Annotated in this window: 11 protein-coding genes; 5 read left to right on the forward strand and 6 right to left on the reverse strand. The window is 42.6% G+C overall.

Annotation, left to right across the window (positions count from 1 at the left end; genetic code table 11):
• Positions 1–24 precede the first annotated feature (24 nt).
• The 3 genes from AC6I9F_RS07570 to recJ all read right to left on the reverse strand — a co-directional run bounded on the left by AC6I9F_RS07570 (position 25) and on the right by recJ (position 4,929).
• The gene (locus AC6I9F_RS07570; RefSeq protein ID WP_050307302.1) at positions 25–804 is read right to left on the reverse strand and encodes an alpha/beta hydrolase; all 780 of its coding nucleotides are present in this window, start codon (positions 802–804) and stop codon (positions 25–27) included.
• Positions 805–871: 67 nt separating this feature from the next.
• Entirely contained in the window at positions 872–2,533 is a 1,662-nt protein-coding gene (locus tag AC6I9F_RS07575) for a ribonuclease J (RefSeq protein WP_000065626.1), read from the reverse strand.
• A gap of 173 nt (positions 2,534–2,706) precedes the next feature.
• Positions 2,707–4,929 (reverse strand): single-stranded-DNA-specific exonuclease RecJ, encoded by a 2,223-nt coding sequence (gene recJ / locus AC6I9F_RS07580; RefSeq protein ID WP_164226844.1) that lies wholly within the window; start codon positions 4,927–4,929, stop codon positions 2,707–2,709.
• A 175-nt stretch (positions 4,930–5,104) separates the two neighbouring features.
• Between recJ and AC6I9F_RS07585 the strand changes: the two genes are divergently transcribed.
• From AC6I9F_RS07585 to AC6I9F_RS07605, 5 genes are all read left to right on the forward strand, one after another.
• Entirely contained in the window at positions 5,105–5,863 is a 759-nt protein-coding gene (locus AC6I9F_RS07585; RefSeq protein ID WP_001229569.1) for an amino acid ABC transporter ATP-binding protein, read from the forward strand.
• Between the two features lie 10 nt (positions 5,864–5,873).
• Positions 5,874–6,668, forward strand: coding sequence for a transporter substrate-binding domain-containing protein (locus AC6I9F_RS07590; protein ID WP_498021455.1), 795 nt, complete (start codon positions 5,874–5,876; stop codon positions 6,666–6,668).
• Between the two features lie 12 nt (positions 6,669–6,680).
• The gene (locus AC6I9F_RS07595; protein ID WP_000131137.1) at positions 6,681–7,358 is read left to right on the forward strand and encodes an amino acid ABC transporter permease; all 678 of its coding nucleotides are present in this window, start codon (positions 6,681–6,683) and stop codon (positions 7,356–7,358) included.
• A gap of 9 nt (positions 7,359–7,367) precedes the next feature.
• Positions 7,368–8,027: an amino acid ABC transporter permease gene (locus tag AC6I9F_RS07600; protein ID WP_498021457.1), complete on the forward strand. Its 660-nt coding sequence runs from the start codon at positions 7,368–7,370 to the stop codon at positions 8,025–8,027.
• A 294-nt stretch (positions 8,028–8,321) separates the two neighbouring features.
• Positions 8,322–9,512 (forward strand): ferredoxin reductase family protein, encoded by a 1,191-nt coding sequence (locus AC6I9F_RS07605; protein WP_498021458.1) that lies wholly within the window; start codon positions 8,322–8,324, stop codon positions 9,510–9,512.
• Between the two features lie 321 nt (positions 9,513–9,833).
• Here the strand turns inward: AC6I9F_RS07605 and AC6I9F_RS07610 are convergent, their stop codons facing one another.
• The 3 genes from AC6I9F_RS07610 to vncR form a co-directional block, all read right to left on the reverse strand.
• The gene (locus AC6I9F_RS07610; RefSeq protein ID WP_001019006.1) at positions 9,834–10,715 is read right to left on the reverse strand and encodes a class II fructose-bisphosphate aldolase; all 882 of its coding nucleotides are present in this window, start codon (positions 10,713–10,715) and stop codon (positions 9,834–9,836) included.
• Positions 10,716–10,853: 138 nt separating this feature from the next.
• Positions 10,854–12,182 carry a sensor histidine kinase VncS gene (vncS, locus tag AC6I9F_RS07615; protein ID WP_498021460.1) on the reverse strand — a complete coding sequence of 443 codons (1,329 nt, stop codon included), beginning with the start codon at positions 12,180–12,182 and terminating at the stop codon, positions 10,854–10,856.
• Positions 12,179–12,835, reverse strand: a complete 657-nt coding sequence (vncR, locus tag AC6I9F_RS07620) for a response regulator transcription factor VncR (RefSeq protein WP_173253501.1) — start codon at positions 12,833–12,835, stop codon at positions 12,179–12,181. Before vncR ends, vncS begins: the two co-directional genes overlap by 4 nt.
• Between the last annotated feature and the right edge of the window lies 1 nt (position 12,836).

A 12,836-nucleotide genomic window follows, 5' to 3' on the forward strand; every position in this document is an offset into this window, starting at 1 on the left:
ACTCCCCCTATGCTGAAGTTCAAACTAAGTCAATCTCTCTTCTAATTTGAAATCGATTGGCAGGGTTGCTAAGAACCGTTCCAATTGTTTTTCCCAGTAGTACCATTCGTGAGTTCCAGCGCTATGGCTATAGGTCACATCAAATCCAAGTTTTTTGAGATTTTTCACTGCGAGATTATTAGCTTCATACAAGAAATCCTGCTCGCCACACCAAGCCCAGAGCTTGGTCTTTTTGTCCGATTTTTTAGCCAGACTTTCAAGAGAATAGGGGCTAGCTGTCCAATCTTTAATCTCCCCAAAAATACCTCTCCAATAAGCTGGCGTTCCCAAATCTTGGCTTTCAGGAGAAAAATCTTGAAAACTAAGGGCACCTGAAAAACTAGCTGCATGAGAAAAACGATTTGTAGCAAGAGCCAGTTTAAAGCAGCCGTAGCCTCCCATAGAGAGACCAGCGATAAAGGTCTTTTCACGCTTGCTAGTCATGTTAGGGAAGAAGCGTTTTAAAACCTGTGGTAATTCCTCTGCTAGAGCCGTGTAGTAGTCAAAACCATATTGGGTATCGGTATACCAACCGTTGCTGGTATTGGGCATAACAACGATGAGATTGGTTCCTCGAAGTAAGCGTTCTACATTGGTTCTCTTGAGCCAACTATTATGATTACCAGACATCCCGTGCAAAAGGTACAAGACGGGAATATCTTCACACTCTGGTTCTTCCACTCGATTGGCATCGGGGTAAAGAACATTCACTCCCCACTCCATATCCAAAACTTGTGAGTAATACTCAATTTTCATTACTGCCATGATTTGCTCCTTCTATTTTCCGATAAGAAAAGCCAAAACTCGGCTTTCTCTCTGTTTATTTCAAAGATTATTTCGCTTCCATCACCACTGGTAAAATAGCTGGACGACGCTTGGTTTGGTCAAAGAGATACTTGGTCAGATTATCCCGAACCTTCCCTTTAAGATCTGCCCAGTCAAAGTCATCTCCTTGAAGATAGTCTTCTACCGTTTGGTTAATCAATTCTGAACTTTCACGGAGAATATCGCGACTCTTCTTGAGATAAACAAATCCACGCGTGTGAACACGAGCCTTAGCTACAATTTTCTTCTCACGTCGGTTAACTGTAATTGCGACGATGAAAATGCCATCCTCTGACAAGACCTTACGGTCACGAAGAACCACATTTCCAACATCACCTATGGCATTCCCGTCAATCAAGACATCCCCTGCCGAAACTGCTCCAGCTGGGACAAAGTCTCCATTCTCATAAGCCATGCTGGTTCCCTTTTTAGGGATGAAAATGCGTTCTGGCAACATACCTACTGCCATAGCAGCCTTAGCATGGGCATCCAACTCGCGGTATTCCCCTTGAATTGGGAAGAGATACTTAGGTTGCAAGAGATTGATCATCAACTGCAAATCACGCGCATTTCCGTGCCCTGATACATGTAAACTTTGGGTAATCAATTTGACAACCCCTCCTGCCTGATAAATCATATTTTCCACACGCGCAACGAAGGCTTCTTTAGCAATAGACGGAGCCGTAGCAATATAGACCAGGTCCCCATCCTTGATTTCTACATAACGATGGCGACCAATCGACATCTTACGAAGTCCATTGATAGGTTCACCCATACGACCTGTCTCAAGAATAATCAACTCATGGTCTTCAAAGCGAGACATATCTTTCGGCTTAATCAAGAGAATTTCGTTGGCTAAAGACAACTTCTTGAGACGAATCGCTGTGCGGACGATATTTTCAATATCAAATCCTGTCAAGACGATACGTCGACCTGTTTTATCCGCAGCGTCAAAAATCTGCTGGATACGAGAAAGGTTACTGGAAACAGCTGCAACGATGATACGACCTTCCCAGTCAGCAATGGTTTGGGTAATTTCATCTCTAACTTCACTTTCACTAGCCACCTGAATATTGCTGTCCGCATTGGCCGAATCACTGAGGAGAGCCAGGACGCCGTCACGACCGATTTCTGCCAAACGAGCGAAGTCTGTCGCATAGGATTCACTAGCTGTCTGGTCAAATTTGAAGTCACCTGTATAAACGATGCTCCCTTCAGCTGTCTTCAAGACAATTCCCAGGCTCTCTGGAACGGAGTAAGTCGTAGGGAAGAAGGAAACCACTGTCCCACCAAAATCAATCTCCGTATCTTCATCAATAACATGAAAATCATTAAATTTCTTGACTGCGTCATTTCCTTTGACAAAGAGTTTTGCCAACTCAATGGTCAACTCAGAGCCAAATACAGGTACCTTGGCTTCAGCCAAGAGATAAGGCAGAGCACCAATAGCATCTGCATGTCCGTGAGTTAAAAATACCCCAGCAATTCGATCTTTATTTTCAAAAAGGTAGTCCATCTTTGGAATCACCACATCGACCCCTAATTGTTCATTTTCGGGATATTTTAACCCTGCATTCAAAACAAAAATGGACTCTCCAATTTCAGCAATGTACATATTTTTCCCATTTTCACGTACACCACCAAGTGTTGTTAAACTAATATTACTCATTTTTCCTCCAAAATCTTAGTTTATCTTGATTATAGGGTTGCTTACCCTCTTATTCTAAAAGCACTATTACTGTTAGCCGAATCTTTTCCTACCATTATACCATTTTTTTGATGATTTTCAAAATGAAGATTTGTTTTCAAAAAAGAGCTGGTTTCCCAACTCTTTCCTATGATCTACTCTTTTTCCATTAAAAAGTCATAAATTTCTTGCACGGTACCCAGCGCCATCATTTCTTGGTCTTTGACGGTTTGTTTGAGATTTTGGTAAATCTGACTTTCTCCGATTTCTCTCTTTGGCGCTTCTTTATTGACTGTCATAACCCCATCTTTGATCGTCACAAAGCCTAGTTCTTCAAATACTTGAATCATCTTAACCAGCAAGATTTGTTGGATATTGAGATAAGCAGCCAAATCCTTGAGCTTGTAGCGAATATCAAACTCTGGAAACTGGTAGATAGTCTTGTACAATTTGGCAAACTGCTCTCTAGTCCCATAGCCTGTCAGATAGTAGGCCTTGTCAATATCATTTTTGAAATAGACAGCGGAAAAATTCTGTTTCTGAAAAATGGTCTTCAGCTGAGTAATATCCTCTGGAATGGTTTTTACGACAACAGCTTCACTATTTACTAGACTCGGTAATTCTCCAGCAAAATCCAAGACTGGAACCCCTTCTGGCAAGACTGCATTCTTCCCACGGATGTTAAAAAGTTGAACACCCTCTACACGCGCATCCACCATCATCAATTGGAGGGCAGTTTGGCCATTCCATTGGTTGACAGACAATTTGACTGCCAACTCTAAATTCTTGGTTTGAGCAAATTCTGTTGCCCACCTGCCTTGTCCGAAGGCCACCACTTCAAAACTCGCCTCACCTTTGGAAATTTTCAACTTGAGATGAGCATTGCCTGCCCCCATAGTACGGGCACTTTCGACCTGAAAATCCTTTATATAAAAGACAGGTTTCTGATTATCCATTCCAAAAGGTGCCAAACGTTCAAAGTTCTTGACTGTTTCAAGACTCAAAGTCTCCAAATCCAGTTCTTCATCTAAATTTAACTTGTTCTTGCCACCAGCATCTGCGCCTTTTTCACGGACATAATCTTCCAAGACCTGAGATAAATCTGAGAGTTTCTCAACTTCCAGCGTCATGCCAGCCGCACCAGCATGACCGCCAAAGGCGATGAAGAGGTCTCGATGAGGATCCAGAGCCTCAAAAATATCGACCGCTTCCACACTACGAGCACTACCCTTGGCACGACCGTCTTCTATATTGAGAACGATGACTGTCTGTCCTAGTTTTTCCAGCAAACGACCAGCCACGATTCCTAGAACCCCAGGATTCCAGCCTTCCTTGGCCAAGACTTGAACCTTCTTCTCAGGGTCCACCATGGTCTTAGCTTCTTCATAGATAGACTGAACTATTTCCTTGCGCTCTTCATTTTTCTGGTGAATCATAAGGGCAATCTCGTGCGCCTCCTCATCATCAAAGCCAGTCAGCAAATCAATGGCAGGATTAGGATCATCCAAGCGCCCCAAGGCATTCAAACGAGGGGCAATCTGGAAACCAACTGTCTCTTCTGTCACTTCATTGGCAGCAATCCCAGCCATATCCATCATTTCTTGTAGACCAATGCGCTGAGTGTGTCCCAACATTTCCAACCCATACTGAACCAAGATACGGTTCTCATCTGTCAAACTAACCATATCAGCAATGGTACCAATAGCAACCAAATCAAGCAATTCCACTTGTACTTCTTCCAAAAGTGCACAAGCCAACTTGAAAGCAACTCCACAACCAGCCAAATATTTGAAAGGATAGTCCGCATCTGGATGTTCAGGGTGAACGATAGCATAGGCATCAGGCAGGGTTTCAGACATAGAATGATGGTCAGTCACAATGACATCCACTCCCATCGACTGGGCCAATTCAATGGCTTCGTGACCAGCAACCCCATTATCCACCGTCACAATCAAGGAAATCCCTTCTTGCTCGATAAAATATTTGTAAACACTGGCATTAGGTCCATAACCGTCGGTAAAACGATTAGGCAGATAAACCCGGCACTCGGCACCAAGCTGTTCCAAACTTTCCTTAACAATAGAAGCCGAAGTCATTCCATCCGCATCGTAATCTCCATAGATGAGAATATTTTCCCCTTCTTCAATGGCCTGACGAATACGAGCCACTACCTTGTCCATATCATGGAGCAGATAAGGGTCATGCAAATTCTCCAAGGAAGGTTCTAAAAACTTCTTCAGACTTTCTTGGTCCTGAATCCCTCTCTCAAATAATAACCGAGCCACCTCAGGACCCAGTCCAGCCTTCTTGGCTATTTTTGTAAAATCCGCATCTTCTACCTGCGGGGCAAACTGCCATTCATAAGTAGGTGTTATCAAAAAGACATCCACTCTTTCTAAGAATTCTATTGCTTCATTATAACACGATTTAGGCTTTTTCTCTATCCGGATTGCTTTTTTATAAAATTTTAGTGAATTTTTAAGATATGATTTGACAAGACAAATCTTTTGGTGTAGAATCATGTTATAAAATCTAACACAAAGGAGATTCCTTATGGCTTTAGTAGAATTTGAACACGTCGAAAAATATTACGGAGACTACCACGCACTCCGCGACATCAATCTCCGTTTTGAAAAAGGACAAGTCGTTGTCCTTCTAGGTCCATCTGGTTCTGGAAAATCCACTCTTATCCGTACCATCAATGGTTTGGAGGCTGTAGACAAAGGAAGTCTTCTAGTAAATGGTCACCAAGTTGCTGGTGCCAGCCAGAAAGATTTAGTTCCTCTTCGCAAGGAAGTCGGCATGGTTTTCCAGCATTTTAACCTCTATCCGCATAAAACAGTGTTAGAAAACGTAACACTTGCACCCATAAAAGTTCTAGGAATTGATAAAAAAGAAGCTGAAAAAACAGCCCAAAAATATCTGGAATTTGTAAATATGTGGGACAAGAAAGATTCTTATCCAGCCATGCTGTCTGGTGGACAAAAACAACGAATCGCCATTGCTCGTGGACTCGCTATGCATCCGGAACTCCTTCTCTTTGATGAACCAACATCTGCCCTTGACCCTGAAACCATCGGTGATGTTCTGGCAGTTATGCAAAAATTGGCCCACGATGGTATGAATATGATTGTCGTTACCCATGAAATGGGCTTTGCCCGTGAAGTCGCTGACCGCATCATCTTTATGGCTGACGGAGAAGTGTTGGTGGATACAACAGATGTTGATGACTTTTTCGACAATCCAAGCGAACCTCGTGCCCAACAATTCCTCAGCAAAATCATCAACCACGAAAGTGACAAAGTCAAATAAGGAGGCGCCTATGAAAAAGAAATTCTTTTTATCCGCATTATTGATTAGCCTTTTCGGCCTTGCTGCTGTAAAACCAGTCCAAGCTGATACCAGTGTCGCAGACATTCAAAAAAGAGGCGAGCTAGTTGTCGGTGTAAAACAAGACGTTCCCAATTTCGGCTACAAGGACCCTAAGACAGGGACCTATTCTGGTATTGAAACTGACTTGGCCAAGATGGTAGCTGATGAGCTCAAGGTCAAGGTTCGTTATGTGCCTGTTACCGCTCAGACACGTGGCCCCCTTCTAGACAATGAACAGGTTGACATGGACATTGCAACCTTCACCATCACAGACGAACGCAAAAAACTCTACAACTTTACCAGTCCCTACTACACAGACGCATCTGGATTTTTGGTCAATAAGTCTGCCAAAATCAAAAAGATTGAGGACCTAAACGGCAAAACCATCGGAGTTGCCCAAGGTTCCATCACCCAACGCCTGATTACTGAACTGGGTAAAAAGAAAGGTCTGAAGTTTAAATTCGTCGAACTTGGTTCCTACCCAGAATTGATTACTTCCCTGCACGCTCATCGTATCGATGCCTTTTCCGTTGACCGCTCGATTCTGTCTGGCTACATCAGCAAGCGCACAGTACTACTAGATGATAGTTTCAAGCCATCTGACTACGGTATCGTTACCAAGAAATCAAATACCGAGCTAACCAAGTATCTTGATAACTTGGTTACTAAATGGAGCAAGGATGGTAGTTTGCAGAAACTTTATGACCGTTACAAACTCAAACCATCTAGCCATACCGCAGATTAAGGAGGACACCCTATGACAGATTTATCATCTTGGACAGCCTATTTTCAGGATTTTGGACAATTTTTCAATGGTTTCCTCTTCACCCTTGCTCTAGCGATTGGATCCTTTATCCTAGCCATGGTTTTGGGCATCTTCTTCGGAGCCATGTCAACCAGCAAACGTCCAATTTTGCGCATTTTAGCTCGCATCTTTGTCGAATTTTACCAAAATACTCCCCTCTTGGTGCAGTTTGTTATCGTTTTTTATGGCCTACCTCTTATCAGTGACCATATCATCATGATTCCGATTTATTGGACAGCTGTTCTCTGCGTCGGACTTTATCACGGCGCCTATATCGCTGAGGTGATTCGCTCAGGGATTCAGTCTATTCCTAGCGGTCAGATGGAGGCCGCCTTGTCGCAAGGTTTTACCTATATCAGTGCTATGCGTTTGATTATCTTGCCTCAGGCCTTCCGTATTATTCTCCCTCCTTTGACCAACCAAATCGTCAACCTCATCAAGAACACCTCTACAGTCGCTATCATCTCTGGAGTGGACTTGATGTTTGTGACCAAGTCTTGGTCAGCACTTAACGGAAACTACATTCCAGCATTTTTAGGCGCTGCCCTTCTCTACTTTTCTCTATGCTTCCCTGTTGCCCAGTTTGGTCGCAAGATGGAGCAAGCCAACAAAAAAGCCTATTCACTTTAGGAGGTTACTATGGAATCCATTTTAGAAGTTTTGACCCCAGATAACCTAGTCTTTATCTTTAAAGGATTTGGCTTGACCCTCTACATTTCTCTGATTGCCATCGTCCTCTCTACCCTTATCGGTACGGTGCTAGCTGTCATGAGAAATGGCAAAAATCCTGTCTTGCGCATCATCTCCAGCATTTACATCGAGTTTGTGCGTAACGTTCCCAACCTCCTCTGGATTTTCACTATCTTTTTAGTGTTCAAAATGAAATCCACACCAGCAGGTATTACAGCATTTACTCTCTTTACCTCAGCGGCCCTAGCTGAGATTATCCGAGGCGGTCTCAATGCCGTAGACAAGGGGCAGTACGAAGCAGGAATGTCACAAGGATTTACTTCTGCACAAATCCTCTACCACATCATTCTCCCACAAGCAATCCGTAAAATGCTGCCAGCCATCATTTCTCAGTTTGTAACTGTGATTAAGGATACCAGTCTTCTATACTCTGTTATCGCCCTACAAGAACTCTTTGGATCTAGCCAAATTCTCATGGGCCGTTATTTCGAACCAGAGCAGGTCTTCAGTCTTTATATCCTGATTGCCCTCATCTACTTCAGCTTCAACCTAGCAATTTCTAGCCTATCTCATATGCTAGCAAAACGTTGGCAACAAGCTGCAGAATAATACTCTTCGAAAATCTCTTCAAACCACGCCAGCTTCACCTTGCCGTATATATGTTACTGACTTCGTCAGTTCTATCCACAACCTCAAAACAGTGTTTTGAGCAGCCTGCGGCTAGCTTCCTAGTTTGCTCTTTGATTTTCATTGAGTATAAACAGCCACTCTCCAGTTCAATTGGAGAGTTTTTTGATGATAGTAGATATTTATAGACCTCAATTTGACACCATACTTTTTCTATGATAAAATGTAACAAATCTGTTTACAACTAATCAAAATCTTAATGAAATGGAATTTTCTATGAAATCAATCAAAGGACTACTCTTTATCATAGCTAGTTTTATCTTGACTATTTTGATTTGGATGAACACTTCTCCCCAATTCACGATTCCAGGACTAGCTTTAACAAGCCTATCTCTGACTTTTATCCTAGCCACTCGTCTCCCCCTACTAGAAAGCTGGTTTCACGGTTTGGAGAAGGTCTACACCGTCCACAAATTCACAGCCTTTCTCTCCATCATCCTACTAATCTTTCATAACTTTAGTATGGGCGGTTTGTGGGGCACTCGCTTAGCTGCTCAGTTTGGCAATCTTGCCATCTATATCTTTGTCAGCATCATCCTTGTCGCCTATTTAGGCAAATACGTCCAATACGAAGCTTGGCGATGGATTCACCGTCTGGTTTATCTAGCCTATATTTTTGGACTCTTTCACGTCTACATGATGATGGGCAATCGTCTCCTCACATTTAATCTTCTAAGTTTTCTTGTTGGTAGCTATGCCCTTTTAGGCTTGCTAGCTGGTTTTTATATCATTTTTCTATATCAAAAGATTGGCTTCCCCTATCTAGGGAAAATTACCAATCTCAAACGCTTAAATCACGATACTAGAGAAATTCAAATTCATCTTAGCAGACCTTTCAACTATCAATCCAGACAATTTGCCTTCCTAAAGATTTTCCAAGAAGGCTTTGAAAGTGCTCCGCATCCCTTTTCTATCTCAGGAGGTCATGGCCAAACGCTTTACTTTACTGTCAAAAATTCAGGTGACCATACCAAGAATATCTATGATAATCTTCAAGTCGGCAGCAAAGTAAGCGTAGACAGAGCTTACGGGCACATGATTATAGAAGAAGGACGAGGAAATCAGGTTTGGATTGCTGGGGGTATTGGGATCACCCCCTTCATCTCTTACATCCGTGAACATCCTATTTTAGATAAACAGGTTCACTTCTACTATAGCTTCCGTGGAGGTGAAAATGCAGTCTACCTTGATTTGCTCCGTGACTATACTCAGAAAAATCCTAATTTTGAACTCCATCTAGTAGACAGTACAAAAGACGGCTATCTTAATTTTGAGCAAGAAGAAGTGCCCGAACAGGCAACCGTCTATATGTGTGGTCCTCTTTCTATGATGAAATCACTTGCCAAACAGATTAAGAAACAAAATCCAAAAGCAGAGCTTATTTACGAAGGATTCAAGTTCAAATAACCACTCATACTCTCCTGAAATTTCCCAGGAGAGTTTTTTATAGCCAAATGAAATAAGACCGGAGCGATGGAATTTTGGCATTCAAATCAATTGATAAGAATGTTTTATAGTGGAATGAAATAGGATACGAACAAATTGATTAGGAAAATCAAATGAATTTACAGAAATCTTTTAGCAGTCATGGCATCCTATTCCAGTTTCAAAACGCTATAGAAGCAGCATTGTGCTAGTCTAGTTTCAGTTTACTATACTAAAACGAGTAGCTTGAAACACCAAAAAACCCACCCAATGGGTAGGTTTCATCTGTATTATTCAGCTAGATTATGCTTTACCTTCTGAACCGAATACGTCGATACGTTCTTCAACTGATGCTTGGATAGCTTTTACACCGTCAGCCAAGAATTTACGTGGGTCGAAGAGTTTTTTCTTGTCGTATTCTGCTTCGTTTGCTTCGTAGTCACGAGCAAATTTACGAGTTGCGTTAGCGAATGCGATTTGGCATTCAGTGTTAACGTTAACTTTCGCAACACCAAGTTTGATAGCTGCTTGGATTTGCTCGTCAGGAATACCTGATCCACCGTGCAATACGATTGGGAATCCTGGAACAGCTTCAGTCAATTTTTGCAAGTGATCAAGGTGAAGACCTTTCCAGTTTTCTGGGTAAGGACCGTGGATGTTACCGATACCAGCTGCCAAGAAGTCGATACCAGTTTCAACCATTGCTTTAGCGTCTTCGATTGGAGCCAATTCACCATCACCGATGATTCCGTCTTCTTCACCACCGATAGTACCAACTTCAGCTTCCACTGATACACCATTTGCATGAGCAAATTCTACAACTTTACGAGCTTTTTCAAGGTTTTCTTCAACTGGAAGGTGTGAACCATCAAACATAACTGAAGTATAACCAACTCGGATACACTCAAGTGCATCTTCGTAGTGACCGTGGTCAAGGTGGATAGCTACTGGTACAGTGATACCCATTGATTCAACAAGGTTAGCGATCAAGTTGCGAGCAACTTTGTAACCACCCATGTATTTAGCAGCACCCATTGAAGTTTGGATCAAAACTGGAGCTTTTTTAGCTTCTGCTGCGCGCAAGATAGCTTGAGTCCACTCAAGGTTGTTTGTGTTAAATCCACCAACTGCATAACCGTTGTCACGAGCTGCTTGGACAAATTTTTCTGCTGAAACGATTGCCATTTTATCAGGCCTCCTGTATATTTTTATGGGTCATCCCATTTACATTGTTCATTTTATCACTTTTTGACAAAAAAATCTAGTTTTTCCCGTAGTTTCGATTGAATTTCTTCTAGCTTCATCTATGTAAACCCTTTCTCTCTAGTCTTGGGCGACTTTTGGAAAAGCTATAAAGAAGGTTAAACGATTCTCCGCCATCTCAAAACGATAAGCTAATTTTTCATGTTCCAATAGACTTTTGACCACAAAGAGGCCCATCCCAGATCCCTTTGCCTTGCGACTAGCATTATCAGAAAAAGACTGGGCTAGTTTTTCTTGTTCTTCTGGGCTACAGCTATTTTCTATAAAGAATTCCCCTTCTCTTTCTCCAATGCGAACCAAGCCACCTGGAACAGAGTGCTTAATGGCATTGCTAATGAGGTTAGACAGGATTAACTTCATAACTGATGGATTTAGATAAGCCTGCTGATGGGTCAAACTATTGTCTATCTGGAGTTCTCTTTCCTTGGCTAGTAAGGCATAATCCTTAACGAGACTTTGCGTCATCTGGTGTAGGTCAATTTGTTCCCTATCATCTCGCAATTCCTGCACAGAAGAAAGAGAAAGTATCTGGAGAACGTGGTGATTGAGCTCATCCACAATTCCTAAGGCTACTCCCAGATAGCGGTCTCTATCCTTATAACGACCGACATTTTCTTTCATGTTTTCGATCAGGATTTTCAAACTAGCCAGCGGTGTTTTCAATTCATGAGAAGCCCCTCGTAGGAATTCGACCTTCATCTTCTCCAGCTGGAGAATAGCTTCATTCTTGTCATGCAAGTCCGCAATGACAGTCAAAAGATGCTGGTAGAGGCTATTGATTTGTTCCTTGAGATCACCAATCTCATCCTTAGAATCCACGCGCAATCGCACTTGAGTATCCAGTTCCATCATCCGTCGGGTCACCCGCTTGATTTCCAAAATCGGGGCCACAATGGTCCGAGCGTAGATGTAGGCCACCAATAGGGAAATCAGAAAGGAGGCCAGCAGGGTATAGGGAAGAAACTGGAGACTGATTTGCTCTGCTTCCTTTTGCAAATCCATGGACGCTAAAAACTGGAGAGTCATGGTACCACCGTCCTGCGTTTTCACCTCACGCTCCTCGATAAAGAGAGAGGTGGTCTGGCGGTCTGTGTCCAGAGGAAGATTGTCCTTGACTTCTAACTTGTCCTCGGTCATCTCACCCTTGACCGCCCCCTTAATCTCACTAGTCTGGGAATACAGCTCTAACACTTGCTCGATACTCTGCCTATCCTTCCCTTCTAGGGACTGAGCAATGGCTGTCGCTTTCTGGCCAATGGTTTCCTGACGATGGCTCAGATAAGTCGAAGGAAAAAGAAAATAAATGGCTAAATGGAGACAGACGACTAGAACACTAAAAATCGAGAAGGTATAGATAAATATCTTTGTAAATAAACCTGTTCGTTTCATTTTCGCTCCAATTTATAACCAACATTGCGCACAGTGAGGATGCAGTCCAGGTCTAGCTTTTTCCGCAGTTCCTTGATATAAACATCAATGACTCGGTCAAAGGGAACCTCATCTGTCGCCTTCCAGACTGCATCGATAATCTGAGAACGAGTCAAGGCTCTTCCTTCATTTTTCACCAAATAATCAAGAATTTCTAACTCTTTGGCATTGATAGCTACTTCCTCACCTGCGAGGCTTGCACTGTAGCTTTCAAAGTCCACCTTGGCATCCTTGTAAGAAAAGATTCTTCCCGTATCATAATAGCGCTTGAAAATCGCATCCACCCTCACTTTTAAGAGGGAGAGGGAGAAGGGCTTTTCCAGATAGCCATCTGCTAGCGAAGCAAAGGCACTCATCTTGTATTCTTCATCCTGAAAGGCTGTCAGCATCAAGACAGGGACTTGGCTGGTTTTGCGAATCTCTGCTAGCACTTCTAGACCATTGAGCTTGGGCATCTGGATATCCAGTAAAACCAAGGCTACTTCATAGCTGGAAAATTTTTCTAAGGCTTCTTGCCCATCTGCAACCTCAATGGTTTCATAACCACAATCCGTCAAATAATCACTGATCCCCTCACGAATCATCTCTTCATCTTCTACAATTAAAATTTTCATA

The organism is Streptococcus nakanonensis (assembly GCF_059738785.1).